We start from the raw sequence: 24,021 nt of genomic DNA on the forward strand, positions 1-24,021 counted from the left end.
CCCGCCACCCGGGTGACCGCCCGCACAGCGGCCGTCATGGCAGCGCCAGTTCGAACCAGACGGTCTTGCCCTGGGAGCCGTGCCGCGTCCCCCACCGCCGCGAGGCGCCGGCCACCAGTTGCAGGCCCCGGCCGCCCTCGTCGTCCACCGCGGCCACCCGCTCGCGCGGCGGGTCCGGCAGCGGGTCGGAGACCTCCACCAGCAGGGAGGCACCGCGGACCATCCGGACCCCGATCGGGCCGTGCGCGTACCGCAGCGAGTTGGTGACCAGCTCGCTGACCAGCAGCACCGTGACATCCGACAGCGGGGCCAGGCCCCACTCCACCAGGGTGTCACGGACCCTGCCGCGCGCCAGTCGTACGGCGCCGGCCTCGGCGGGGAAGTTCCAGTGCGCGGTGGAGCCGGCCGGCAGCCCGCCGAGCCGGGCCATCAGCAGCGCCACGTCGTCCGGGTCCCCGCCGGGCACCATGGCGGCCAGCAGGTCGTCGCAGGCGTCCTCCAGCGAGTCCAGCCGGCGGCACAGCGTGACCCGCAGCCGCTCCAGGCCGGTGCCGATGTCCTGTCCCCGGGACTCGACCAGGCCGTCGGTGAACAGCACCAGGACCGAGCCGTCGGGTACGTCCAGCTCGGTGGTCTCGAAGCGCACTCCGCCGACGCCCAGCGGCACTCCGGTGGGCAGGTCGAGCAGCCGGGCGTCGCAGACCGTGGGGTCGGCCTTGGCCTCCACCAGCACGGGCGGCATATGGCCCGCCTGGGCGATGGCGCAGCGGCGCGAGGAGGGGTCGTAGACGGCGTAGACGGCGGTGGCCATCCATCCCTCGGCCTGGCTCTGGGCGAGGTCGTCGCCCAGGTCGTTGACCCGGCGCAGCAGTTCGTCGGGCGGCATGTCCAGACCCGCGAGGGTGCGTACCGCCGTCCGGAGCCGGCCCATGGTCGCGGCGGCCCGCAGTCCGTGGCCCATCACATCGCCGCAGACGAAGGCGATCCGGCCGCCGGCCAGCGGGATCACGTCGAACCAGTCGCCGCCCACCTCGGCGCCGCTGCTGCCCGGCACGTACCGGAAGGCGATGGTCACGCCCGGCGGGGTGGCCACGCGCTGCGGCAGCAGGCTGCGCTGGAGGGTGAGGGCGCCCTGGCGCTCCCGTACGTACAGCCGGGCGTTGTCCAGGGCGGTGCCGGCGCGGTCGGCGAGCTCGACGGCCAGGGTGAGGTCCTCGCCGTCGAAGGGTTCGCGGCCCCGGGCCCTGGCCACCACCAGCAGTCCCAGCACCACGCCCCGGGCCCGCAGCGGCAGCACCAGCATCGAGGCCAGGCCCAGCTCGATCGACGCCAGCACCGAGGGGTCGCCCGGATAGGTGATCTGCCGCAGCTCCTCCACCGAGTTGATCATCCGGGGCTGGCCGGTGTTCAGCACGCTGGCGAACACCGAGTCCTCGTAGTAGCCGATCCGGCCGCCCGGCCGCAGCATCTGGTGCACCAGCGGCCCCCAGTGCACCGCGGCGCTGCCGATGTGCCGCAGCTCGGTGCCGACGTTGTAGGGCAGGGTGGGCAGGTCACCGCCCGAGGCGATCCCGGTGTCCATGATCACCCCGGCGAAGTCGGCGAAGGTCGGTACGACCGCCTGGGCGAGGGCCTCGGCGGCCCGGCGCACATCCAGCTCGTCGGCGATCCGCGAGCCCACCTCGTCGAGCAGCAGCAGCCGGCGGCGGGCGCGTTCCGCCCGTTCGGCGGCCAGCACGCGTTCGGTCACGTCGATGACGGTGGCACTGACGCCCAGCACCCGTCCGGCCCGGTCCACCAGCCGGTGGTAGGACAGCGAGCGGTAGCCCTTGCCGGTCGGGGAGAAGGCCACCAGGTCGATGACCGGGCGCCCGGTGGCCAGCACCTCGCGCTGCAACTCGGCCAGCTCGCCCGCCGAGACCGGGTCCAGCACCTCGGTGACGGTACGGCCGAGGTGGGCCGAGACGGGCAGGCCGTTCATCCGGGCCAGCGCCTCGTTCACCCGTACGTAGCGCAGTTCGCTGTCGTAGATCGCGACGCCGAGCGGGGAGGTGGCGAACAGCGAGTCCAGGGCGGCGAGGTCGTGCTCCAGGGTGCGCAGCCGGCTGGTCTCCACCATCGACGCCAGTACGAAGGGACGGCCGTCGCCGTCGAGCAGCAGGCTGGCCCGGGTCTCCACCTGCACGGCGTGCCCGTCCCGGTGCCGCAGCGACAGGATGCCGTTCCACCGGCCGTCGCGCAGCAGTTCCCCGAGGATCTTCTCGGCCGGACCGGGCTGCTCCGCCCCGCCGGGCCCCGCCCGGGGCGGCCCGAACAGTCCGCCGACCCGCCGCCCCACGATGTTCTCCCCGGACCAGCCGAGCACGTCCTCGGCGAGGGGGCTCCACAGCAGGACGCGGCCGCTGGTGTCCAGCATGACGACGGCGACCCGGAGCGAGTCCAGCAGGGTGCCGCCGCGCGGGTCCCCCACCCGCCACTCCCGCTCGGCGTCGCCGCCCATCCGTCCACCCCCGCACCGGGTCCGGTCCGGGCCGTACCCGGCTCCACAAGAGGTTTCATCCCGTCCTACCCGATATTGCCCCGATCCGTACGCATCCAGCGACCGGGCGGCGGCCGTCGGCGGGGAGGGCGCGGCGGGGGCGCGGGGCGCGGAAACTCACCCGGGCGGGTGGTCCGTCCGGGTGGTGGCGGCGGTTGGGGCGATGGCGGGGGAAGCGCGGGCCGGAGGGATCAGGGCCCGTCTCAGAGGCGGCGGGCGGCCCAGTCGACGGCGGGGCGGTCGGGGTCGAGCCAGTCGAGCGCGGCGGCCTCGGGCGCGCTCACCCAGCGCAGCACGTCATGGTCCTGGAGGGCCCGCGGCTCGCCCTCCAGCAGGGCGGCCGTCCAGACCTGGAGGACGTATCCGGAGTGCAGCTCCCACTCCCCCGGCACCCGCTCCAGCGGCAGCACCGTCACCCCCAGCTCCTCGCGCAGCTCGCGCACCAGCGCCTGCGGCGGGGACTCGCCGTCCTCCACCTTGCCGCCGGGCAGTTCCCAGCGGCCGGCCAGTTCGGCCGGCGCGGTGCGCCGCGCCGCGAGCAGCCGCCCCCGGCGCAGCAGCGCCCCGCCGACGACGACACGTCCGCTCACGCCGGCGCCGCCCGGGGCGCGGGCACCCGTTCGATCACATAGGAGACGCGCTCGCGCCCGCTGACCAGCGCGTCGGCGACCCGCTCGGCCTCGGCGCGGGTCGCGTAGCGCCCCACCCGGTACCGGTTGGCGCCGCCGTCCTGCCGTATGAGGACCCACATCAGTTCGGCCATCACGAGGAAACCCCCTCCAGCGCGCTCACGTGCGCCACGTTCTGCCGGTCCTCCGGCTCCCGGCTCGGCGAAGCCGCGAACCACGCGTCGAGGATCTCCCCGAGCACCGGTCCGGACAGCGTACGCAGGCTCAGCGCCAGCGCGTTGGCGTCATTCCAGACGCGCGCCCCGCGCGCGGTGTACGCGTCGGCGCACAGCGCCGCCCGTACGCCCGGGACCTTGTTGGCGGCGATGGAGGCGCCCGTCCCGGTCCAGCAGCAGACCACCGCCTGGTCGGCCGCACCCTCGGTCACCGCCCGCGCGGCGGCCTCCGCGCTCCACGCCCAGTCCTTGCGGTCACCGGGGCGCAGCGCCCCGTAAGCCAGCACGGTGTGGCCGCGACGTCTCAATTCGTCGACGGCGTGACGGGCCACGGGTTCATCCATGTCCGATGAAACGGCGATGCGCATATGCCCGACCCTACGCCCGAGGTTCACAGCGCGGGTACGGAATAACACGAAGAGGCACTGATCCGGCCAGCCGTTCGACCAAAAGTTGACGCAGCGTCAATTCAACCTGGGAGCAAGGGTGTTACCGCTGCCACGCGTCACGGGCCGTCGTACGCGCCGCGGCGCGTACGACCGCGCGCACTACGGCGCGCGCTCACCGCACCGGGAGGTGGTAGACCGCGCGGTAGCGCTCCGCCGGGATCACCACGTCCGCGGTCTCCACCGGGCGGCCGGACGCGAAGTAGGTGCGCCGGATCTCGATCACGATGTGCCCCGGCACCCCGCCGAGCGCCGCCGTCTCCTCGGCGAGCCCCGGGCGCGCGGCCACCTCTTCGGCCATGTGGTCCACGAGGACGTCGATCGCGGCCATCCGGGGCACCACGCCCTGTCCGCCGACCGGCCCCTCCTCCGGCAGCAGCACGGGGGTGCGGGCGGTCAGCGCCATCGGCTCCCAGGAGGTGGAGATCATGGCCGGCTCGCCCTCGGCGCGCAGCAGATACTGCGTGCGCATCACCCGGTCGCCCGGCTCGATGCCGAGCCGCTCGGCGACCTCCACCGACGCGGCGTCCTGCACGGTGCGGGACTCCCAGGTCCCCTCACTGGCCTCGTCGGCCTGCTCCTGCCGGTAGACACTCGGGGCGCCGGAGGGGCGGAAGCCGCTGCGGACGATCCGGCGCGGCCGGGGTCGCTCACGCACGTACGTCCCCGAGCCGGAGCGGCCCTCCACGAAGCCCTCGGCCATCAGCACCTTGCGGGCTTCCAGGGCCACGGTGTCCGATACGCCGTATTCGGTACGGATGCGGGCCTGTGACGGCAGCCGGGCGTGCGGCGGCAGCGTTCCGTCGAGGATCTTCCGCCGCAGATCCCCCGCCACGCGAAGGTAGGCGGGCTGCTCACCGAAGGCCACGTGCCACTCCCAGGGGTTGACTGTGTGCGACAGCTTGGCAACGGTCGGTACTCGACCGCAAGCCTTCCCCTGAGCATTACCCTCCGCAGTGCGAGCCGCCCCGCCGCCGGATCAGACCCCGAAGCCGGACCCGCTGCCGGCGTCCGCCACCGAACCGGTGACCTTGCCCGACGGGCTGCCGAAGAAGCAGGTCACATCGCGGTCGCCGCGGTCCCAGCTCACCTCCGCGGGCGTGAAGGAGTAGATGTCCATGCTGTCCGACAGCGCGTTGCCGGCGAGATAGTCGTCCGCGGAGTCGGCGCACTGGGCACCGGCCGCCTCCGCGGCTTCGTGCTGTCCCGGATAGCCGCCGTCGAGGCCGGCGTTCAGCGGGAAGACCCGGAACGTCTCGGCGTCGTGCCGGTCCGAGCAGGGCACCACGTCCACGGTCGCCGCCCGCAGACCCACCCCTCCGTCGGCGGGCAGCGAGCCGTGCACCGTGTTGAAGCAGTCGCCGGCCACCAGGTCCGTCACCCGCGTATTGCCCTCGTCCAGCGCGCCGGTCACCGCCAGGGCGATGAGCAGCGCCGCCAGCACCGTCATCACGGCGGAGACGACGACGCCGGCTATCGCCAGGCCCTTGCCGCGCTCGCCGCGGCGCCTGATCTGCACCAGCGCGACGATGCCGAGGATCAGACCGACGGGGTACGCACAGCACAGGGAGGTCACCAGCGAGGCGACGGCCAGCCCGTTCATCGGCCGCTGGACGTACCAGCCCTGCTGCTGCGGGTAGGGCATCGGATAAGGGGCGGGGTAGGGGGCCGGATACTGGCCCGGATAGCCGTACGGGCCGGGAGCGCCGTAGGGCCCGCCCGGGTAAGGCGGCGGCGTCCCCGGGCCCGGGGCGGCGTGGACCGGCTGCCCGCCGTAGGGGCCTTGCGGATACGTGGGCAGGGCGCCGTGCGGCGAAGCCGGGGAAACCGGCGCACTCGGCGCGTCCGGCGCACCCGGCGCGCTCGGCGATGGAGACGGCGGGGGCGGCGGAGGCGGCGGTCCGACCGGCCCGGCACCGGGCGGCGGGGTGTCGTCCGGGGACGGCGGCGGAGGCGGCGGAGGTATGTCCACCAGGGGAGTTTACGGTCTGTTCGAACACCCAAGTCCCCGGCCGGCGCCCAGGATCGCGGCCGGACGGCGCCCGCTCCGGTACGAATTCCCGTACGCACCCGGCGCCGGTTTCCCCGTTCCGCTTGACCGGCATTGGTCCAGACCAATACGTTGCCCGCCATGCGTCGAAGAATCCTCGGCCGTATGGCCGCGACGGCCGCCACGCTTTCGGTGGTCGCCGTCCTACCCGCCCTCACCGGCGGCAGCTCCGCGCAAGCCCACGACGGGCACGGCTCCGGCGGGCATTCCGCCCCCGCATCCGCCGACTCGGCTTACAAGAGCGTCGGTTACTTCACCCAGTGGGGCATCTATGCCCGCGATTACCAGGTGAAGAACGTCCAGACCTCCGGCACCGCCGCCAAACTCACCCATCTCAACTACGCGTTCGCCAACATCGGCGCCGACGGCAAGTGCTTCGAGGCCAATGTCGCGGGCGAGGGCGACGCCTGGGCCGACTACCAGCACCCGGTGGACGCCGCCACCTCGGTCGACGGCACCGCCGACACCGCCGAGCAGCCGCTGGCCGGCAACTTCAACCAGCTGCGGGAACTCAAGGCGAAAAACCCGAAGTTGAAGGTGCTGATCTCGATCGGCGGCTGGGGCTGGTCCACCAACTTCTCGGACGCGGCCCGGACTCCCGCCTCCCGCAAGGCACTTGTCGCCTCCTGCCTGGACATCTTCGTCAAGGGCAATCTGCCGCTGCTCGACGGCAAGGGCGGCCCGGGCTCGGCGGCCGGCCTCTTCGACGGCGTCGACATCGACTGGGAGTGGCCCGGCTCCTCCGGCGACGTGGACACCGTCTACCGCCCCGAGGACAAGCAGGACTTCACCGCGCTGGCCGCGGAGTTCCGCAAGCAGCTCGACGCGTACGGCCGTACGACGCACAAGCACTACGACCTGACCGCCTTCCTGCCCGCCGCCCCGGCCAAGATCGACGCCGGCTTCGAGGTCAGGAAGATCTTCAAGTACCTCGACTTCGGCACCGTGCAGGGCTACGACTTCCACGGCCCCTACGAGGCCACCACCAACCAGCAGTCCGCGCTGAAGGCCCCGCGCGCCACCCCGGTGCCGAACGACTTCAGCGACACCCAGGCGATCGGCGACTGGCTGCACCGCGGCGCCCCGGCCCGCCAGCTCGTCCTCGGCGTGCCGTTCTACGGCCAGGGCTGGACCGGCGTCCCGGACGGCGGCACGGCCGGCCTCTTCCAGTCCTCGACCGGCCCGGCCCCGGCCACCTGGCAGGCCGGCAACGAGGACTACCACGCGCTGAAGGCGCTGGCCCAGTCCGGTACGTACACCGTCCACCGCGACACCAAGGACGGCTTCGCCTGGCTGTACGACGGCACCAACTTCTGGACCTACGACGACCCGCAGGTCATCGCCCAGAAGACCGCGTACATCCGGCAGCAGCACCTCGGCGGCGCCATGGCGTGGTCACTGGACGGCGACACGTCCGACGGTGAGCTGATGACCGCGATCCACAGCGGCCTCAACTCGGCCCCGCCGCACCACGGGCACCACTGACGCCCGTGACCCCTGGGGCTCCGGCCTCCTGATCCGCCCGCTCGACGACCGTGCCCCGGTCTCCCCCCACCCTGCCGGGGGGAGCCCGGGGCACGGTCGTGGTGCGGGCTGTCGTGGTGCGGCTTGCCGCTACGCGTCGAACGCGGTGGCCCGGGCGCGGCTCTCCCACCGCTCGATCTGGGCCCGCGTCGCGTCGAGGTGGCCCAGCACCGCGTCCACCCCGTCGTCGCCGAGCGGCAGCCGCAAGGGCGTGTCGTCCGCCTGGAGCGCCTCGATGATCAGTGCGGCGGCCTTCGCCGGGTCGCCGGGCTGGGCGCCGTCGCCGGCCGCGACCATCTTGCGGGTGGCGCCGACCGTGGGCTCGTAGTCGGGCAGTTCGGCGCTGACGCTGCCGTTGCCCATCAGCGAGGTGCGGAAGGCACCGGGCTCCACGATCAGCGCCTTGATGCCCAGCGGCCCGACCTCGTCGATCAGCGCCTCCGTCATCCCCTCCAGCGCGAACTTCGTACCGCTGTAGGCGGAGAAGCCGGCGAAGGACATCTGTCCACCCATACTGCTGAGCTGCACGATCGCCCCCGAGCGGCGGGCCCGCATCCCCGGCAGCACCGCCCGGACCAGCGCCGCGGGGCCGAAGACATGGACGTCGAAGAGGCTGCGCAGCTCCGCGTCCGTGGTCTCCTCGAACGCCCCGACATGGGTGCGCCCGGCGCTGTTGACCAGCACGTCGATCCGGCCGTGCCGCCCGCTCACATCGGCCACCGCCGCGTCCACCGCGGCCAGGTCCGTGACGTCCAGCCGCAGCGGCTCCACCTGGTCGGGGTGCTCGGCCACCAGATCCGCCAGCGCCTCCACCCGGCGGGCCGCGGCCACCACGACGTCCCCCGCGGCCACGGCGGCCTCGGTGATCGCCCGGCCGAAACCGCTGTTCGCACCTGTGACCAGCCAGACCTTGCTCATCGCTGTCTCCCCTTGTTCGGCTCGCGTCTTCGACCCGAGTGTTCGGCCCGCGTGTCCGGTCCGCGCTCTCGCGTCCCGTGTTCCCGCGTCGTCCGCAACCCTGCCGGGAGGCGCCCTTGCCGGTCCAAGACCTCCCGTGATAACCGATGGTTATGGATGTTCACGGGCGGGACCTGCGCTACTTCGTCACGGTCGCCGAGGAACTGCACTTCACCCGCGCCGCCGAGCTGCTCTACGTCTCCCAGCCCGCGCTGAGCAAGCAGGTGCGGGCACTGGAGCGGCAGTTGGGCGCGACCTTGTTCGTACGGGACCGGCAGGGCGTCGCCCTCACCCCGGCCGGCCAGGCCCTGCTGCCGTACGCCCGGCAGCTGCTGGAGACCTGGGACGAGGCCTGGACGGTCGTGGAGGGGGCGAAGGCGGCCCAAGTCAGCACCCTGGTGGTGGGGATGAGCACCAGCCCCGGCCGCGGCGGCCTGCTCCCGGCGATACGCTCCCGCTTCACCGCGGCCTGCCCCACCGCTACCCTGCGGCTGCGCCAGGTCGGCTGGGACGATCCCACCGCCGGGCTCGCCGACGGCGACTGCGATCTCGCCTTCGTCTGGCTGCCGCTGCCGGACCAGGGGCGCTACGACCATCTGCTGGTCGCCGAGGAGCCCCGGCTGGTGGCCCTGCCGGACACCCACCCGCTGGCCGCCCGGGACAGCGTGGACTTCACCGATCTGCTGGACGAGCCCTTCCTCGCGCTGCCCGCCTCCGCCGGTCCGCTGCGCGACCACTGGCTCGCCGTCGACGCGCGCGGCGGCCGCCCGCCGGTGGTCGGCGCCGAGGTGGCCAGCAGCGAGGAGACGTACGAAGCCCTCGTCGCCGGGCTCGGTGTGGTGCTGCTCGCGGCCGGCAACGCGCCCCTGATCAGCCTGGGCGGCGTCACCACCCGCCCGGTGCGCGGGCTGGCCCCCAGCCGTTTCGCGCTGGCCTGGCCGCGTACCGCCGCCAACCCCCTCGTCCGCGCGTATGTCACCGCCTGCCGCCAGGCGCGCGACCGGGTGCGATGAGCGGCACGCGGGTGGATTTGTCCGCATGGTGTGTCAGATGTGGAATGGGGTGATCTGCGGCATACGCTGAGTCGGCGACCTGGGCAGATCGCATGAGACGCGCCAGAGGATGCCACAGCTGCCGGTGCCGAGCCCGTGTCCGGGAGGTGCGTCTTCCCCGCTCACGACCTCGGAGGCGACCATCCAACCCAGTTCCTCGACGCCTCCCCACCCCAGGGGAGTCCCGCTGGTGGGCAACTACCCCGCCGCAGTGGCTCTGGTGCTGCTGGCGCTGAGCCCCTTCCTGGTGCTCACCACCGCCGTCTCACTGTTCCAGCCGACGCTCATGAAAGACCTGCACGCCACCCGGTTCGAGCTGCAACTGGCCGGCGGCATGTCCAACGCCGGCTACGCGTTCGGTGCGGTCGCCGCGGCGGACCTCACCCAGCGCCTGGCCCGCCGCCATGTCTACATCTTCTGCGAGGGCGGCTTCGTGGTCGCCTCCGTGGTGGCCCTGACCGCCACGGGCATCGGCCAGTTCGCGACCGGTGTGGTGCTCCAGGGCCTGTTCACCGGCATGCTGCTGGTGGCCGCGCTGCCGCCGCTGATCACGACCCACGGCGCCGACAAGGTGCCGAACACCGCCGCGGTCATCAGCCTCGGCCTGTTCGGCATGGTGACCGCCGGGCCGGTGGTCGGCGGTCTGGTCGGCAGCGAGGGCGGCTGGCGGCTGCTCTACACCTCCGTCACCGTCCTGGCCGCGATCGGTCTCACCATCGGCGCCATGACCTTCGAGGGCAACGACCCGCCGGCCCGCCGGGCCCGCTTCGACTGGCTGGCCATCCCGCTCGCCGCCGGGACCACCGCGCTGCCGTTCTTCGGTGTCTCCTGGCTGTCGCGCGGCGACTTCAGCGACACCGAGTTCATCGCGCCGGTGGTGGTCGGCCTGGTCATCGGCATCATCCTGGTGGCGGGGCAGTACCAGAAGGCCGTCCCGCTGATGCCGATGCGGCCGATCAGCAACACCCTGCCGGTCACCGGCGTCGCCGCCGCGATGGTCGTCGGCGCCACCTTCACCACCCTGCTGGAACTGTCCGAGGTCTATCTGGTCCAGGTGTCGCACCTGTCCCCGGTCCGGACCGGCCTGCTGCTGGCGCCCCAGCTCCTCGGCGTGGCCATCTCCGCCGCCGTCTTCCACCGGCTGGTGCTGACCCGGTACACGCCCTATCTGGCGCTGTCCGGCCTGATCAGCGTGGCGGTCGCGGCCGGGATCCTGCTCGGCATCACCCCGTCGAACTCCTCCCCCATCGTCGCGGTGGCCGCGTTCTTCCTCGGCTACGGCGCCGGCGCGGGTGTGACCCCGGGCCTGTTCCTCGCCGGTTTCTCCGTATCGGCGGCGCAGCTGGGCCCCACCTTCGCCCTGGTCGAGCTGCTGCGGTCCGAGGCGGCGTTCCTGCTGGGCCCGATCCTGCTGCGCCTGGCGGAGACCCAGACCTCGTTCCACAAGGGGTTCCACCTGTCGGTGCTGGTGATGCTGATCTTCACCGCGGTCTCCGGGGTCCTCCTGGTCGGCCTCTTCTGGGCCGGCGGACGAGCCCCCAGGGCGCCCGACATCGACTCCTGGATGGCCGCGACCGGTCCCGGCTACCACTCCCCGCCGCTGAACGCGCGGTTCCTGAAGAACACGGGATGACCTGGTCCGGCCCGCTCGATCACGAGCGGGCCGGACGCCGTTGGACCAGAGAGGGGTCCGGTCAGAAGACGTGGACCGGGATCTCGGCGGGCGCGGCCAGCAGGTCGGAGATCTCGTCGTCCAGCCGGAGCAGGGTGATCGAGGCGCCGGCCATATCGAGCGAGGTGCAGTACTCCCCCACGTAACTGCGGCGGATGTCGATCCCGCGCTCCACCAGCTGCTTGTGGGCCAGCCCGTACACCAGGTAGAGCTCGCCGAGCGGGGTGCCGCCGAGGCCGTTGACCATCAGCGCGACGCCGTCGCCCGAGGTGTAGGGCAGGTCGTCCACGACCGCGGTGAGCAGTTCCCGTACCAGCGCGTCGGCGGGCTGCAGCTTCTCGCGCTTCCGGCCCGGCTCGCCGTGGATGCCCACACCCATCTCGACCTCGTCGGCGGGCAGGTCGAACAGCGGGGACCCCTTGGCGGGCGGGGTGCACGCGGTCAGCGCCATGCCCATGGTGCGGGCCACCGAGTTGACCTTCTCACCGATGCGGTACAGCTCGTCGAGGTCGACGCCGCGCTCGGCCGCCGCGCCGACCGCCTTCATCACGAAGAAGTTGCCCGCCACACCGCGCCGGCCGACCGTATAGGTCGAGTCCTCCACGGACACGTCGTCGTCGATGAACAGCGTACGGACCTCGATGCCCTCGGCCTGCGACAGCTCCTCGGCCATCTCGAAGGCCATCCGGTCGCCGGTGTAGTTGTTGACCAGCAGCAGGACGCCCTTGGGGGACGCCACCAGCTTCACCGTCTCGTACACGAAGTCGGCCGGCGGGGCGGAGAAGACATCACCGGGGCAGGCCGCGTCGAGCATGCCCTTGCCGACGGTCATCACATGCGCCGGCTCATGGCCGGACCCCGAGCCCTGGACGATAGAGACCTTGTTCTCCTGCGGGGCGTCGGCACGCATGATCAGGTTGTACTCGGGGACGTAGCGAAGGGTCTCGGGGTTGGCCAGGGCCAGCCCCTGGAGCATCTCCGCGACGTAGTTCTTGGGGTCGTTGACGAACTTCTTCATGCGTCGCTCCAGGGTCTCGTCGTCGAGTTCGGCGGTCTCGCTTCCGGGGAGGTCTCCGGTGGGAGAGGGTCGGGGATCGGATTTTCCGGGGGTCGGGTGCGGCTCAGCGGTGGTCGGGCCATCCGGCGGCGACCCGTTCGGCGATCACCGCGACGGCCACCGCGCCCGGGTCCGGTGAGCCGATGCTGCGCTCACCGGTGTAGCTCTGGCGCCCGCGCATGGCCCGCATCGGGGTGGTCGCGTCCGCCGCCGTACGGGCCGTCGAGGCGGCCACCGCGGCGAGTTCGGCCGGCGCGCCCGGGTCGCCCGTCCCCAGGTGCTGTTCCAGCGCCTCGGTCATCGGGATCAGCGCGTCCAGCATGGTCTTGTCGCCGAGATCGGACTTCCCCCGTACCTTGATGCCCTCGGCTGCCGCGCGCAGCATCGCGACCGCGTCCGAACCGTCCAGCTCAGCCCGGTCCTTGACCGCGCCGGACGCCCGGAGGAAGGCGGTGCCCCACAGCGGGCCCGAGGTCCCGCCGACCCGCTTGGAGATCACCAGGGCGACCTTCTTCAGGAACTCCGCGGGCGAACTGCGGTCGAGCGTGTCCCAGTCGGCGAGCACGATCTCGAAGCCCCGGGCGAGCGAGTAGCCGAAGTCGCCGTCGCCCGCGACGGCGTCGAGTTCACCGAACTCGCGTTCGTTGTCCACGGCGGTCTGGGCGATCGTCCTGACGACGAACTCGAGATCACCGGCTGTTGTCGAAGGCGAAGACATGTTCTCTCCTGACTGCCGTGACACCGGTTCGGCGGGGGTCGGGGGGATGGACGGGTTCACCGGGACGGGCGGGGCCCGGTGGCCGGGTCGGTCCCGGTGGCGAGCAGGAAGGCCAGGTCGGCGAGCCGTACCAGCGAGCGGGGCTCCGAGCCGAGCGGATCGCTCAGCACCCGGGTGACCGTCTGCTCCGGCGGCGGGTCGCCGAGTGACGTCACGACCAGCGACGCCCCGGTGAAATCCTCTTCCCCGGTGTAAGCGCTGGTGGTGACGGTGCAGACCAGGCCGGCGCCCAGCGCCGACAGCATGCCGTTGCGGCTGTCCTCGACCACCAGGACGCCGGAGGGTTCCAGTCCGAGCCGGTCCACGGCGAATTCGTAGATGTCCGGGGCGGGCTTCTTGCAGGGCACGATGTCGCCGGCGAACACACTGAAGTGCGGGCTGAGTTCGGGCCCGGCGGCCACTTCGAGCACACTGCGCACGGACGGCTCGGCCGAGGTGGAGGCGACCGCCAGCGCCCAGCCGGCGTCGTGCGCCTCGGTGGCGAGGCGCCGTACGCCGGGCCGCGCCGGGATCGCTCCGCTGCGGATGATCTCGGTGTAGATCTCGGTCTTGCGCCGGTGCCAGCGGGCGACCTCGTCGTTCAGCGCCTCGGGATCACCGGGCAGCCCCGCCTCGGCGACGAACTCCGGCGTGAGCAGCGTCTTCATCCGCTCCTTCCCGCCGCCGACCTTCACCTTCTCGGCGTACTCGCTGTCGCTCCACCGCACCGGCAGGCCGAACTCGTCGAAGGTCTGGTTGAACGCGGGCAGATGCCCGTAGCGCTCGGTGTCGGCGAGGACACCGTCGCAGTCGAAGACCAGAGCGGGCATGGCGGCTCACCTCGCCCGGCCGGCGCTGCCGAAGAGGGTCATGAGCGACCCGGTCATCCCGATCACGTCCTCGCGGACCGAGCGGAAGAGGGACGGCGGGTCCCATTTCTGCTTCTCGGCCGCCGATTCGAGAAACTCCAGGCTCGACTTCATGAACTTCTCTTTGAGCGCCGTAGAGATATTGACTTTCGCGCATCCCCGCGAGATCAAATCACGGAACTGCTCGTCCGAAAGCCCGCTGCCGCCGTGCAGCGCGATCGGCATCGGGTAGGCCTCCACAATGTCCGAAACCCGCTGGAAGTCGAGTTCCGGCGCCTGCTTGTACGACCCGTGGGCGTTCCCGATCGCCGGCGCGAAGACATCGACCCCGGTGGTCCTGAGGAATTCCAACGTGACATCGAGGGCCTGCTGCTCGGCCGCCCGATCGGACCCGACGCCGTCCTCCACCCCGGTGATCGACTCGATCTCGCCCTCGACCTGCGCCCCGTATCCGCGCGCTTCGGCGACCACCTCGACGGTCTGCCGCATGTTCTCCGCCACCGGCAGCTTGGAGGCGTCGAACAGCACGGAATTCCAGCCCTGCCGCAGACACTCGGTGATCACCGCGCGCTCCGGGCAGTGGTCGAGATGCAGCGTGACCGGCACTTCGATTCCGGCCGTCATCGACGTCCACATCGTATAGAGCACATCGCTGCCGATCGATTTCACCGTCTTGACGGACGTCTGCACGATCAACGGCGACGACTTCTCCACGGCGGCGGCCAGCACGGCCTCCAGCGTCAGATCGTTGAACACATTGATCGCGGGCACGCCGTAACGCTCTTTGAACGCGTCCGACAGGATTTCGTTCAGGGGTACGACAGACAAGATGCCCTCCAGAGCTCGTTCTCGCCCATCCCATTCCACGCCCCCTGAGCACCCCCCGCCACTCGGGCGGTCCACCCCACGGTGAGCAGGTCGCCGCCGTCGTTTCGACGACGTCCTGCGCAAGTACCAGGAATGGGAAGAGCGGGAGATCAACCGGATCATCGATGAGCGGATGGCGAACCCCTCGGCCGGCACCGCGATCGAGGACGTCATGAGGGAGACGCTGGCGCGCGGTGAGTGACTACCGGACCGTTTTCCACCCCGAGGCCCAGGCCGAGCTGCGAAAGATCCCACGGGCCATGGCCCTCCGCATCCTGGCCAAACTGACCGAACTGGAAGGCGACCCTTTCGGCTTCAACACCACCGCCCTCGTCTCCCACCCGGAACGCCGCCGCCTACGGGTCGGCGACTACCGGATCAGCTACACCCTCGACCACGGCGAACTCGTCGTGTGGGCTGTCCATGTCGCCCACCGTTCCACGGTCCACGACGCCTGAAATTCCGTCGTCCACAGGTCCTACGCCACCGGCTACGGAGGCGGACGCCCTGGTGCTCAGTGCCTCGGCATGGGTGGCGTTGTACTGCGCACGGGCCGCTTTACCCTCCGCCTCCAGCTTCGCGTAGAAATCGTCCCCCGATCCGTCCTCACGCCTACCTGCCGCCACCAACCACTGCAGATCCGCGTCTATCCAGACAGCTCCACGCCGGCGCTGCACCTTGACCTTGAACAAGACGTGGTCGTCGATGGCAGGAATACGCTCGTGTTTGGCCTCGATATCGGCGAACTGTTCCGCCACCTTGGCGATGATCGGATGATCGGTCTCGTCCAGTGGCGCAGTGACCGGCGGGAGCGGAAGCCCCAAGTCCTCCCGCGGACAGCGCAGGGTAGGACGTGCTGAGCGCATGAGGTTCTCGGTCCGTTACTCGTCGATCCCGCCGCCGACAAGCGTTTACGACTGTCCTGCGGACTGTTTGCGGACCGATTGGCCAGGCCGTTTCGTTCGGCTCATCACGTGGACCTGATGAGCCGTTGCTATGAGCACGCTTGCGGATTCGATACCGACCTCTGGTCTCGCCCTGACCGCTCCGCCGGGGTCAGGCGGGCTCAACTCGGGTCCGGCAGTCTCGTCGGCAGGTGATCCCGTACGCCGACATGAGGCATACCGTAGTATGGTTGATGTATGGCTACCAAGAAGGTGACTATCACTCTCGACGAATCTCTGGTCGAAGCCCTGGCCGGAGCCGCCGAGGAAGAAGGCATTCCGCTCTCCCGCCTCGTTGCCGGAGCAGCCGAACGCGAGCTGCGGCTGCGGGCCGGGCGGGCGGTCATCCAGGAGTGGCAGGCAGAACACGGCTCGTTCACCCCGGAAGAGCTCGCCGCCGCCCGCGCGGACTTGGCCGGCGCCGACGCCGAGTACCTCAGCAGCCCGGGAGCCTCCGCCGCGTGAACATCCCTTACCTGTACGACGCGGGCGTACTGATCGCAATCGACAACGACGACCGGCGCATGTGGGCACGCCACAGCCTGGCACTGGACGACGGCCGGGACATCCACGTCCCGGCCGTCGTCGTCAGCCAGGCATGGCGGGACTCCCGCCGCCAGGTGCGGCTCGGCAGGTTCCTCGCCGGGTGCCACGTGGTGCCCGTAGGCCTCGAAACCGCCAAAACCGCAGGCATTCTCTGCGGCAAGGCCGGCACCTCCGACATCGTCGACGCCACCGTCGTGACCATGGCAGCCAGCCTCGGCGCCATTATCTGGACGTCGGACCCCAACGACATCCGCACCCTCATCGACGCCCAGGACGTCAAACCTGCCCCCGTCATCCGCACTGTCTGACCATCGATGGCACGCTGCGTGTGCAGGTCGGGCAGCGCGACGGGAAGGTCCCGCAGCACGTCGCGTGAGATCGTCTTCATCGCCAGGCTCCCCCGTCGAACGGGCTTCCAGCCGTGCGCGTGCGCCAGGAGTGCACAGGTAGGTGGCGAAGTAGTCGGCGTCCAGTTCGGCGGGTGGACGAAGCACGAAGCACCCCGTGCCGCAGATCCGGCCTGCCTGCTCGGCTCGGACCACCGCGCAGCGACCCAGCTCGCCCCGCCGGGCGAGTACGACATCGCCGGGCTGAAGGTGGAAGCGGGCCAACCGCTCGCCGCCGTCGACAAGGCGTACGCGGACCGCCCCGACGAGGGCGACGCGACGGCGGACAAGGCCGCGTAACTACTCCCCCGCACTGACCGCACGTCAGCGCGCTTGCGGACTGGGTGCGGACCGCCGAGCCGCCCAACCCGCTCCGCCGCAGGTCAGACGGCCTTCCGCCCGGTCAACTAGACGTTGAAGCGGAACTCCACCACGTCCCCGTCCTGCATGACGTAGTCCTTGCCCTCCATGCGCGCCTTGCCCTTGGCGCGGGCTTCGGGGACGGAGCCGGTGGTGAGGAGGTCGGTGTAGGAGATGACCTCGGCCTTGATGAAGCCTTTTTGGAAGTCGGTGTGGATGACGCCGGCGGCTTCGGGGGCGGTGGCGCCGCGCTTGATGGTCCAGGCGCGGGTTTCCTTGGGGCCGGCGGTGAGGTAGGTCTGGAGGCCGAGGGTTTCGAAGCCGACGCGGGCGAGGGTGGCCAGGCCCGGTTCGGGCTGGCCGACGGACTGGAGGAGTTCGAGGGCCTCGGCGTCGTCGAGTTCGGCCAGTTCGGATTCGAGCTTGGCGTCGAGGAAGATCGCCTCGGCGGGGGCGACCAGGGCGCGCTGATCGTTCTTGAAGTCCTCGTCGGCGAGTTCGTCCTCGTCCACGTTGAAGACGTAGAGGAACGGCTTGACCGTGAGCAGGTGCAGCTCGCGCAGCAGCGTGCCCTGTTCGGTCTCCTTGGTGATGCCGTGGGAGAAGAGCGTGTCGCCGGCCGCCAGGATGGTGTGGGCGGCCTCGGTGGCGGCGAGGACGGCGGCCTTCTCCTTCTGGAGGCGGGCCTCCTTGGTCAGCCGCGGGATCGCCTTCTCGACGGACTGGAGGTCGGCCAGGATCAGCTCGGTGTTGATCGTCTCGATGTCGTCCTTGGGCGAGACCTTGCCGTCGACATGGACCACATTGTCGTCCTTGAAGGCCCGGATGACCTGGCAGATCGCGTCGGACTCCCGGATGTTCGCCAGGAACTTGTTGCCGAGGCCCTCGCCCTCCGAGGCGCCGCGGACGATGCCGGCGATGTCCACGAAGTCCACGGTGGCGGGCAGTACCCGCGCCGAGCCGAAGATCTCGGCCAGCTTGGCCAGCCGGGGGTCGGGGACGCCGACCACGCCGACGTTGGGTTCGATGGTGGCGAACGGGTAGTTGGCCGCCAGGACGTCGTTCTTGGTCAGGGCGTTGAAGAGGGTCGACTTGCCGACGTTCGGCAGGCCGACGATTCCGATGCTGAGCGACACGTGGCGGACTTTCCGTAGCGGCCGAAGGTGACAGACGTGCCCAGTTTACGGGCCGTCGCCCGGCCCTCCGTCTCCCGTCCGGCGGGCACCGAGCGGTGGGCGGGAGCGGTGGACGGACCGGCCGACGCGAGACAGCGGGACGACAGCGCCACGACGGCGGGAAGACGGCGCCAAGACGGCGGAAATCACCCGTACGGCCGTACGGCCGGCCGGAGCCCAGCCGGGCGAAAGAGCGTGTTTCGCCATGCGGTCACCCATCCGCCGCACCTACTGTGAGTATGTGGATCAACACACTGCGCGTACGCCGCCCACCCCCGGGCCGAAGGGCGGTGACACCGCCGCCGGGGTCTTCCGGCCGCCGCCGCCCCCGGCGCACCCGGTGGCCGTGCTGGTGCGCCGGCTGCGTGCCGTCCACCGCCGCCGCCCCCGGCTGACCGGCCTGGGGACCGGACTGCTCACCACCGGGGTCACCGTGCTGGGCGGGGCCGTCGACTCGCTGCTCTTCGGCGGCCCCGGCGTGCTGTTCGGGCTGGTCTTCGTGACGGTCAGCGTGGCCGGCGCGGTGTACGTACGTCCATACGACCTGGTGGCCGCACCGGTCGCCGCGCCGATCGCGTTCGCCACCGGGATCGCGCTGACCTCGGACGGCGGCAGCGGGCTGGTCGGGCACCTGCTCGGCGTCTTCACCGGGCTGGCGCTGCTGACCGGCTGGCTCTACACCGGCACCCTGCTGGCCGCGCTGATCGTCGGGGTCAGAGCTTTGCGGCGGCCATCGCGGCGCCGACGATCCCGGCGTTGTTCAACAGCTCCGCGGGGACGATCTCCGCGCTGATTCCCTCGATCAGCGGTACGAACTTCTCGGCTTTGCGGCTGATCCCACCGCCGAGCACGAACAGGTCGGGCGAGAAGAGCATCTCCACATGGGCGAGGTACTTCTTCAGCCGGTGCGCCCAGTGCTCCCAGCTCAGGTCCTCGTCCTCGCGGGCCTTGACCGAGGCCTTCTTCTCGGCGTCGTGCCCGTGCAGCTCCAGGTGGCCCAGCTCGGTGTTGGGTACGAGGCGGCCGTCGATGAACAGCGCGCTGCCGATGCCGGTGCCCAGGGTGAGCAGGATGATCGTGCCGCCCCGGCCGCGCCCGGCGCCGAAGGTCATCTCGGCGACCCCGGCGGCGTCCGCGTCGTTGAGCACCACCACCGGCACGCCGAGACGGTCGCTGATCTGCTGGCGGGCGTCCAGCCCGACCCAGCCGGGATCGACGTTCGCCGCGCTGCGGGTCACGCCGTCCACCACCACGCCGGGGAAGGTCACACCGAGCGGGCCGGAGTAGCCGAAGTGCGAGACCACTTCGTGCACACCGTCGATCACCGCTTCCGGGGTGGCCGGATGCGGCGTCAAGACCTTGTGGCGCTCCTGCGACAAGGTGCCCGAGTCCAGATCGACCGGAGCGCCCTTGATGCCCGTACCGCCGATGTCCACACCGAACACGTTCATGGCCTCCACGTTAAAGGGCGGCGAAATCGCTCACCTCTTGCCAGATGCCCGGTCGGCGAGCTCGGCACGCAGGTCGCGGCGCAATTCCTTGGGCAGCGAGAACTGAATGGACTCCTCCGCGGACCGCAGCACTTCCACATCGCCGAAGCCGCGCGCCGCCAGCCACTCCAGCACACCCTCGACCAGGATCTCGGGTACGGACGCGCCGGAGGTGACGCCGACGGTACGCACGCCTTCCAGCCAGGCATCCTCGCACTCCTCGGCGAAGTCCACCAGGTAGGAGGCGCCGGCGCCGGCCTGCAGGGCGACCTCGACCAGCCGGATGGAGTTGGAGGAGTTGCGGGAGCCGACCACGATGACCAGATCGGCGTCGGCCGCGATCTCCTTGACCGCGACCTGACGGTTCTGCGTGGCGTAGCAGATGTCGTCGCTGGGCGGGGAGAGCAGATTCGGGAAGCGGTTCTTGAGCGCCTCGACCGTTTCCATGGTCTCGTCCACCGACAGCGTGGTCTGGGACAGCCAGACGACCTTGGACTCGTCGCGGACCTTCACCTTGGCGGCGTCCTCCGGACCGTCCACCAGGTGCATCCGCTCGGGGGCCTCGCCCATGGTGCCGACGACTTCCTCGTGGCCCTCGTGGCCGATGAGCAGGATGTCGTAGTCGGAGTCGGCGAACCGGACGGCTTCCTTGTGGACCTTGGTGACCAGCGGGCAGGTCGCGTCGATGGAGGCGAGGCTGCGCTGGGCGGCCTCGTCGTGGACGGCGGGGGCGACGCCGTGCGCGGAGAAGATCACGATGGCGTTCTCCGGCACCTCCTCCGTCTCGTCGACGAAGACGGCGCCCTTCTTCTCCAGCGTCTGCACGACGTATTTGTTGTGCACGATCTGCTTGCGCACATAGACCGGGGCGCCGTACTGCTCCAGGGCCTTCTCGACGGTGATGACGGCACGGTCGACGCCCGCGCAGTACCCGCGGGGGGCGGCGAGGAGGACGCGACGGCTGGCTTCGGTGGTCATGCGGTCCATCGTACGGGGCGGGGCCGACATGTCGGTGGGGCGCACTAGGGTGCGGGTATGGCTCTGAACACCTCGGCCGAAGCGCCGATTCCGGTCGGTGAGGTGTCGCGGCTCATCGGGGGGTGGATCGACCGGCTGGGCGCGGTGTGGGTGGAGGGGCAGATCACCGAGCTGTCGCGGCGGCCGGGCGCCGGGGTGGTGTTCCTGACGCTGCGCGACCCCTCGCAGAACGTCTCGATCGGCGTCACCTGCTTCCGGGCGGTCTTCGAGCAGGTCGCCGATGTCGTCGGGGAGGGCGCGCGGGTCGTCGTGCACGCCAAGCCCGAGTGGTACGGACCGCGCGGGCAGTTGTCGCTGCGGGCGGTGGAGATCCGCCCGGTGGGCATGGGCGAACTGCTGGCCCGGCTGGAGCAGTTGAAGAAGACCCTGGCGGCCGAGGGGCTGTTCGCGCTGGACCGCAAGCGTCCGCTGCCGTTCCTGCCGCAGCTGATCGGGCTGGTCACCGGCCGCGCGTCGGCCGCCGAGCGGGACGTACGGGAGAACGCCCGGCTGCGCTGGCCGGCCGTCCGCTTCGAGGTGCGCAATGTGCCGGTGCAGGGCGCGACCGCGGTGCCGAAGGTGATCGAGGCGGTGCGCGAGCTGGACGCGCACCCCGGTGTCGATGTGATCATCGTGGCGCGCGGCGGCGGCAGCGTGGAGGATCTGCTGCCGTTCTCCGACGAGCGGCTGGTGCGTACGGTCGCCGAGTGCCGTACGCCGGTGGTCTCGGCGATCGGCCACGAGCCCGACACCCCGCTGCTGGACCTGGTCGCCGACCTGCGCGCGTCCACCCCCACGGACGCGGCGAAGCGGGTGGTGCCGGACGTCCGCGAGGAGCTGGCCCGGGTGCAGTTGGTACGGGACCGGGCGCTGCGGGTGGTCCGCGGGCTGCTGGACCGCGAGGAGCGCGGCCTGACCGCCGCCCTCAGCCGTCCGTCGATGGCGGCGCCCTACCGGATGGTGGACGAGCGGGCGGCCGAGGTCGCGGACCGGGTGGACCGGGCCCGGCGCAGCCTGCGGCACGCGCTGGACCGGGCGGACGCCGACCTCTCGCACACCCTGGCCCGGGTGGTCGCCCTGTCCCCGGCGGCGACGCTGCGCCGGGGGTACGCGGTGCTGCAGCGCGCGGACGGCTCGGTGGTACGGGCGCCGGGCGAGGTGACGGCGGACGAGCGGCTGCGGGCGCGGGTCGCCGAGGGCGCCTTCGAGGTGCGGGTCACGGACTGACGGGGGACCGGGCCGGGCGGGGGCCGGGCCGGGCCGACCGGTCCCGGGCGTCCGGCGGGCGGACCGGGACCGTCGTACCCACGCCCTAGGCTGGCTCCCATGGCAGCAGACCAGAACCCACCGGCGACTCTCGGCTACGAGCAGGCCCGCGACGAGCTCATCGATGTCGTCCGCCGCCTCGAAGCGGGCGGCGCCACCCTGGAGGAGTCCCTCGCTCTCTGGGAGCGGGGCGAGGAGCTGGCGAAGCTGTGCCGTCGCTGGCTGGAGGGCGCCCGGGCCCGCCTCGACGCCGTGCTGGCGGCCGAGGAGCAGGAGGAGCTGGCGGCCGGCGAGGCCGAGCAGGCGGCGGTGGACGCCGAGGAGGAAGCGGGCCCGCGGGGCTGACCCGCCCCGGCCCGGCCAGCCTGGGCTGACCCGCCCGGCCCGACCCGCCGGCTAGGAAGCCACCGCCCGGCCGCCGGCGTCCTTCAGCGCGGCGGCCATCTGGGTGAGCTGGGCGTCCGGCGCGGTGCCCAGGACCACCGTGGTCACGCCCTGCGCCTTGTGGACCAGGGCGGTGTAGCGGCCGCCGACGTAGCGCTGCCAGCTCAGGCCGCCGGCCTGGACCGTACGGCTGCCGTCTCGGTGGGCGTCGAGGGTGACCGAGGAGATGAAGGCGTCGGCGGGGCCGTTGCTCTGCTCGACCGCCACATACTGCTGCTTCGGGTCGATGAAGCCGATGTGCCAGGTGATGGCCTTGCGGTCGGTCCCGCTGTAGGTGACGGAGGTGGACCGCCACTGCGCGCCGAGGCCCTCGGGGCCCGCCACCGGGAAGGGGGCGTCGCGCCGCGCCTGGCCCAGCTCGACGGAGAAGGGGACCACCCGCACCGGGTCCGCCTTGGAGTCGTGCGGGATGAAGAGATAGATCAGGAACACGACGATCCCGAGCACCACCATGGACAGCGCCAGGTCCACCATCGTCTTGTTGCCACGTTTGTCTGCTGCCACGGGCCTATCGTCCCCCATCGCCGTCGGCGCCCCGACCCTCGGGTCGGCCGCTCGCCGAGCGGGTTGGCGGCCAGCGCCCCTTAACCCACCGGGCTCCCGGCCAAACCCTCTGTCACCCGACTGCTCATGTGATGTGCACGCTGCTCATATTTGCGGGTAGCCGATACGATCAAAGGACCCTCATATCCGGCCGTCCTCGTACAGAAAGGTGCGCTGTGATGACCGAGCAGCAGAACTTGCCCCCGCAATTGGAAGTGAGCCCGGAGGCGCCGGACCGCAACCTCGCCCTGGAGTTGGTCCGTGTCACCGAGGCCGCGGCCATGGCCGCGGGGCGCTGGGTCGGTCGCGGCGACAAGAACGGTGCGGACGGGGCCGCGGTCAAGGCGATGCGGACCTTGGTGCACACCGTCTCGATGAACGGCATCGTGGTGATCGGCGAAGGCGAGAAGGACGAGGCGCCGATGCTCTTCAACGGGGAGCGGATCGGCGACGGCACCGGCCCCGAGTGCGATGTGGCGGTCGACCCGGTGGACGGCACCACGCTGACCGCCAAGGGCATGCCCAACGCGGTGGCCGTGCTGGCGGTGGCCGACCGCGGCACGATGTTCGACCCATCGGCCGTCTTCTACATGGACAAGCTGGTGGCGGGCCCGGAGGCGGCGGAGTTCGTGGACATCACCGCGCCCCCGTCGGTGAACGTGCGCCGGGTGGCGAAGGCCAAGGGCGGCGCGCCGGAGGACGTCACCGTCGTGGTGCTGGACCGGCCCCGGCACAACGGCATCGTCCGGGAGCTGCGCGAGACCGGCGCCCGGATCAAATTCATCCAGGACGGTGATGTGGCCGGCGCGATCATGGCGGTACGCGACGGGACCGGTGTGGATCTGCTGCTCGGCATCGGAGGGACACCCGAGGGGATCATCGCGGCCTGCGCGATCAAATGCCTGGGCGGCACCATCCAGGGGCGGCTGTGGCCCAAGGACGACGAGGAGCGGCGGCGGGCGCTGGACGCCGGGCACGACCTGGACCGGGTGATGCACACCGACGACCTGGTCGGCGGCGAGAACGTCTTCTTCGTGGCGACCGGCATCACCGACGGCGAACTGCTGCGCGGGGTGCGCTACCGCGCGGAGACCGCGACGACCTCATCGCTGGTGATGCGGTCGAAGTCCGGCACGATCCGGCAGATCGACTCGGTGCACCGGCTGTCCAAGCTGCGCGCCTACAGCGCGATCGACTTCGACCGGGCGCGCTGAAG

26 protein-coding genes and 1 pseudogene are annotated in these 24,021 nt (G+C 71.3%); 12 read left to right on the forward strand and 15 right to left on the reverse strand.

What is annotated here, in order from left to right; genetic code table 11:
- Positions 1–34: 34 nt before the first annotated feature.
- The 6 genes from ACFO3J_RS14375 to ACFO3J_RS14400 form a co-directional block, all read right to left on the reverse strand.
- Positions 35–2,500, reverse strand: coding sequence for a SpoIIE family protein phosphatase (locus tag ACFO3J_RS14375; RefSeq protein WP_386429768.1), 2,466 nt, complete (start codon positions 2,498–2,500; stop codon positions 35–37).
- 242 nt (positions 2,501–2,742) lie between these two features.
- Positions 2,743–3,129: an NUDIX domain-containing protein gene (locus ACFO3J_RS14380; protein ID WP_386429770.1), complete on the reverse strand. Its 387-nt coding sequence runs from the start codon at positions 3,127–3,129 to the stop codon at positions 2,743–2,745.
- Positions 3,126–3,302, reverse strand: coding sequence for an SPOR domain-containing protein (locus ACFO3J_RS14385; protein WP_386429771.1), 177 nt, complete (start codon positions 3,300–3,302; stop codon positions 3,126–3,128). The genes ACFO3J_RS14380 and ACFO3J_RS14385 overlap by 4 nt, the downstream gene beginning before the upstream one ends.
- Complete coding sequence (locus ACFO3J_RS14390) at positions 3,302–3,751, reverse strand: RpiB/LacA/LacB family sugar-phosphate isomerase (RefSeq protein ID WP_386429772.1); 450 nt, start codon at positions 3,749–3,751, stop codon at positions 3,302–3,304. Before ACFO3J_RS14390 ends, ACFO3J_RS14385 begins: the two co-directional genes overlap by 1 nt.
- Positions 3,752–3,944: 193 nt before the next feature.
- A complete protein-coding gene (locus tag ACFO3J_RS14395) occupies positions 3,945–4,697 on the reverse strand; it encodes a GntR family transcriptional regulator (RefSeq protein WP_386429773.1) in 753 nt (250 codons plus the stop codon).
- Positions 4,698–4,808: 111 nt separating this feature from the next.
- On the reverse strand, positions 4,809–5,474 hold the full coding sequence (locus tag ACFO3J_RS14400) for a DUF4190 domain-containing protein (RefSeq protein WP_386429774.1): 666 nt from the start codon (positions 5,472–5,474) through the stop codon (positions 4,809–4,811).
- Between the two features lie 486 nt (positions 5,475–5,960).
- Between ACFO3J_RS14400 and ACFO3J_RS14405 the strand changes: the two genes are divergently transcribed.
- A complete protein-coding gene (locus tag ACFO3J_RS14405) occupies positions 5,961–7,364 on the forward strand; it encodes a glycoside hydrolase family 18 protein (RefSeq protein WP_386429775.1) in 1,404 nt (467 codons plus the stop codon).
- Between the two features lie 129 nt (positions 7,365–7,493).
- Here the strand turns inward: ACFO3J_RS14405 and ACFO3J_RS14410 are convergent, their stop codons facing one another.
- Entirely contained in the window at positions 7,494–8,321 is an 828-nt protein-coding gene (locus tag ACFO3J_RS14410) for an oxidoreductase (protein ID WP_386429776.1), read from the reverse strand.
- A gap of 146 nt (positions 8,322–8,467) precedes the next feature.
- On the opposite strand from ACFO3J_RS14410, the gene ACFO3J_RS14415 reads away from it, so the two are divergent.
- Positions 8,468–9,373, forward strand: a complete 906-nt coding sequence (locus ACFO3J_RS14415) for a LysR family transcriptional regulator (RefSeq protein ID WP_386429777.1) — start codon at positions 8,468–8,470, stop codon at positions 9,371–9,373.
- 229 nt (positions 9,374–9,602) lie between these two features.
- Entirely contained in the window at positions 9,603–11,045 is a 1,443-nt protein-coding gene (locus tag ACFO3J_RS14420) for an MFS transporter (protein WP_386429778.1), read from the forward strand.
- 61 nt (positions 11,046–11,106) lie between these two features.
- Here the strand turns inward: ACFO3J_RS14420 and dhaK are convergent, their stop codons facing one another.
- The 4 genes from dhaK to ACFO3J_RS14440 form a co-directional block, all read right to left on the reverse strand.
- On the reverse strand, positions 11,107–12,102 hold the full coding sequence (dhaK, locus tag ACFO3J_RS14425; protein WP_386429779.1) for a dihydroxyacetone kinase subunit DhaK: 996 nt from the start codon (positions 12,100–12,102) through the stop codon (positions 11,107–11,109).
- A gap of 103 nt (positions 12,103–12,205) precedes the next feature.
- Entirely contained in the window at positions 12,206–12,859 is a 654-nt protein-coding gene (gene dhaL / locus ACFO3J_RS14430; protein ID WP_386429780.1) for a dihydroxyacetone kinase subunit DhaL, read from the reverse strand.
- 56 nt (positions 12,860–12,915) lie between these two features.
- Positions 12,916–13,728, reverse strand: a complete 813-nt coding sequence (locus tag ACFO3J_RS14435) for an HAD-IA family hydrolase (protein ID WP_386429781.1) — start codon at positions 13,726–13,728, stop codon at positions 12,916–12,918.
- A gap of 6 nt (positions 13,729–13,734) precedes the next feature.
- On the reverse strand, positions 13,735–14,595 hold the full coding sequence (locus tag ACFO3J_RS14440; RefSeq protein WP_386429782.1) for a class II fructose-bisphosphate aldolase: 861 nt from the start codon (positions 14,593–14,595) through the stop codon (positions 13,735–13,737).
- A 32-nt stretch (positions 14,596–14,627) separates the two neighbouring features.
- Here ACFO3J_RS14440 and ACFO3J_RS14445 point away from each other — a divergent pair.
- The 5 genes and pseudogenes from ACFO3J_RS14445 (at position 14,628) to ACFO3J_RS14465 (ending at position 16,810) form a co-directional block, all read left to right on the forward strand.
- Positions 14,628–14,836, forward strand: a pseudogene (locus ACFO3J_RS14445) (type II toxin-antitoxin system prevent-host-death family antitoxin).
- Positions 14,829–15,092: a type II toxin-antitoxin system RelE family toxin gene (locus tag ACFO3J_RS14450; RefSeq protein WP_386429783.1), complete on the forward strand. Its 264-nt coding sequence runs from the start codon at positions 14,829–14,831 to the stop codon at positions 15,090–15,092. Before ACFO3J_RS14445 ends, ACFO3J_RS14450 begins: the two are co-directional and overlap by 8 nt.
- A gap of 684 nt (positions 15,093–15,776) precedes the next feature.
- Positions 15,777–16,043, forward strand: a complete 267-nt coding sequence (locus ACFO3J_RS14455; protein WP_386429784.1) for a hypothetical protein — start codon at positions 15,777–15,779, stop codon at positions 16,041–16,043.
- Positions 16,040–16,432, forward strand: a complete 393-nt coding sequence (locus ACFO3J_RS14460) for a type II toxin-antitoxin system VapC family toxin (protein ID WP_386429785.1) — start codon at positions 16,040–16,042, stop codon at positions 16,430–16,432. The genes ACFO3J_RS14455 and ACFO3J_RS14460 overlap by 4 nt, the downstream gene beginning before the upstream one ends.
- Positions 16,433–16,438: 6 nt before the next feature.
- On the forward strand, positions 16,439–16,810 hold the full coding sequence (locus ACFO3J_RS14465) for a hypothetical protein (protein WP_386429786.1): 372 nt from the start codon (positions 16,439–16,441) through the stop codon (positions 16,808–16,810).
- Positions 16,811–16,917: 107 nt separating this feature from the next.
- Here the strand turns inward: ACFO3J_RS14465 and ychF are convergent, their stop codons facing one another.
- Positions 16,918–18,006, reverse strand: coding sequence for a redox-regulated ATPase YchF (gene ychF / locus ACFO3J_RS14470; RefSeq protein ID WP_386429787.1), 1,089 nt, complete (start codon positions 18,004–18,006; stop codon positions 16,918–16,920).
- A gap of 280 nt (positions 18,007–18,286) precedes the next feature.
- Between ychF and ACFO3J_RS14475 the strand changes: the two genes are divergently transcribed.
- Complete coding sequence (locus tag ACFO3J_RS14475) at positions 18,287–18,838, forward strand: DUF6542 domain-containing protein (RefSeq protein ID WP_386429788.1); 552 nt, start codon at positions 18,287–18,289, stop codon at positions 18,836–18,838.
- On the opposite strand, the gene ppgK is transcribed toward ACFO3J_RS14475, so the two are convergent.
- Both ppgK and ACFO3J_RS14485 read right to left on the reverse strand, forming a co-directional pair.
- Positions 18,759–19,496, reverse strand: coding sequence for a polyphosphate--glucose phosphotransferase (ppgK, locus tag ACFO3J_RS14480; protein ID WP_386429789.1), 738 nt, complete (start codon positions 19,494–19,496; stop codon positions 18,759–18,761). The genes ACFO3J_RS14475 and ppgK overlap by 80 nt on opposite strands.
- A gap of 30 nt (positions 19,497–19,526) precedes the next feature.
- Entirely contained in the window at positions 19,527–20,522 is a 996-nt protein-coding gene (locus tag ACFO3J_RS14485; RefSeq protein WP_386430214.1) for a 4-hydroxy-3-methylbut-2-enyl diphosphate reductase, read from the reverse strand.
- Positions 20,523–20,570: 48 nt separating this feature from the next.
- Between ACFO3J_RS14485 and xseA the strand changes: the two genes are divergently transcribed.
- Both xseA and ACFO3J_RS14495 read left to right on the forward strand, forming a co-directional pair.
- Positions 20,571–21,779 (forward strand): exodeoxyribonuclease VII large subunit, encoded by a 1,209-nt coding sequence (gene xseA / locus ACFO3J_RS14490; RefSeq protein WP_386429790.1) that lies wholly within the window; start codon positions 20,571–20,573, stop codon positions 21,777–21,779.
- A gap of 99 nt (positions 21,780–21,878) precedes the next feature.
- Positions 21,879–22,163, forward strand: a complete 285-nt coding sequence (locus ACFO3J_RS14495) for an exodeoxyribonuclease VII small subunit (protein ID WP_386429791.1) — start codon at positions 21,879–21,881, stop codon at positions 22,161–22,163.
- Between the two features lie 51 nt (positions 22,164–22,214).
- Here ACFO3J_RS14495 and ACFO3J_RS14500 read toward each other — a convergent pair whose 3' ends face one another.
- Positions 22,215–22,766 carry a DUF4245 domain-containing protein gene (locus ACFO3J_RS14500; protein WP_386429792.1) on the reverse strand — a complete coding sequence of 184 codons (552 nt, stop codon included), beginning with the start codon at positions 22,764–22,766 and terminating at the stop codon, positions 22,215–22,217.
- 218 nt (positions 22,767–22,984) lie between these two features.
- Between ACFO3J_RS14500 and glpX the strand changes: the two genes are divergently transcribed.
- Positions 22,985–24,019, forward strand: coding sequence for a class II fructose-bisphosphatase (glpX, locus tag ACFO3J_RS14505; RefSeq protein ID WP_386429793.1), 1,035 nt, complete (start codon positions 22,985–22,987; stop codon positions 24,017–24,019).
- Positions 24,020–24,021: the final 2 nt, after the last annotated feature.

This window comes from Streptomyces polygonati (genome assembly GCF_042650325.1).
GTDB classification, from domain to species: domain Bacteria; phylum Actinomycetota; class Actinomycetes; order Streptomycetales; family Streptomycetaceae; genus Actinacidiphila; species Actinacidiphila polygonati.

Bases quoted from the DNA above. Each gene is read 5' to 3' on its own strand.
- ACFO3J_RS14375 (WP_386429768.1), bottom strand. From the start codon at position 2,500: ATGGGCGGCGACGCCGAGCGGGAGTGGCGGGTGGGGGACCCGCGCGGC.
- ACFO3J_RS14385 (WP_386429771.1), bottom strand. From the start codon at position 3,302: ATGGCCGAACTGATGTGGGTCCTCATACGGCAGGACGGCGGCGCCAAC.
- ACFO3J_RS14390 (WP_386429772.1), bottom strand. From the start codon at position 3,751: ATGCGCATCGCCGTTTCATCGGACATGGATGAACCCGTGGCCCGTCAC.
- ACFO3J_RS14400 (WP_386429774.1), bottom strand. From the start codon at position 5,474: ATGCCCTACCCGCAGCAGCAGGGCTGGTACGTCCAGCGGCCGATGAAC.
- ACFO3J_RS14405 (WP_386429775.1), top strand. From the start codon at position 5,961: ATGCGTCGAAGAATCCTCGGCCGTATGGCCGCGACGGCCGCCACGCTT.
- ACFO3J_RS14410 (WP_386429776.1), bottom strand. From the start codon at position 8,321: ATGAGCAAGGTCTGGCTGGTCACAGGTGCGAACAGCGGTTTCGGCCGG.
- ACFO3J_RS14415 (WP_386429777.1), top strand. From the start codon at position 8,468: ATGGTTATGGATGTTCACGGGCGGGACCTGCGCTACTTCGTCACGGTC.
- dhaK (WP_386429779.1), bottom strand. From the start codon at position 12,102: ATGAAGAAGTTCGTCAACGACCCCAAGAACTACGTCGCGGAGATGCTC.
- dhaL (WP_386429780.1), bottom strand. From the start codon at position 12,859: ATGTCTTCGCCTTCGACAACAGCCGGTGATCTCGAGTTCGTCGTCAGG.
- ACFO3J_RS14435 (WP_386429781.1), bottom strand. From the start codon at position 13,728: ATGCCCGCTCTGGTCTTCGACTGCGACGGTGTCCTCGCCGACACCGAG.
- ACFO3J_RS14455 (WP_386429784.1), top strand. From the start codon at position 15,777: ATGGCTACCAAGAAGGTGACTATCACTCTCGACGAATCTCTGGTCGAA.
- ACFO3J_RS14465 (WP_386429786.1), top strand. From the start codon at position 16,439: ATGGCACGCTGCGTGTGCAGGTCGGGCAGCGCGACGGGAAGGTCCCGC.
- ppgK (WP_386429789.1), bottom strand. From the start codon at position 19,496: ATGAACGTGTTCGGTGTGGACATCGGCGGTACGGGCATCAAGGGCGCT.
- ACFO3J_RS14485 (WP_386430214.1), bottom strand. From the start codon at position 20,522: ATGGACCGCATGACCACCGAAGCCAGCCGTCGCGTCCTCCTCGCCGCC.
- xseA (WP_386429790.1), top strand. From the start codon at position 20,571: ATGGCTCTGAACACCTCGGCCGAAGCGCCGATTCCGGTCGGTGAGGTG.
- ACFO3J_RS14495 (WP_386429791.1), top strand. From the start codon at position 21,879: ATGGCAGCAGACCAGAACCCACCGGCGACTCTCGGCTACGAGCAGGCC.
- glpX (WP_386429793.1), top strand. From the start codon at position 22,985: ATGACCGAGCAGCAGAACTTGCCCCCGCAATTGGAAGTGAGCCCGGAG.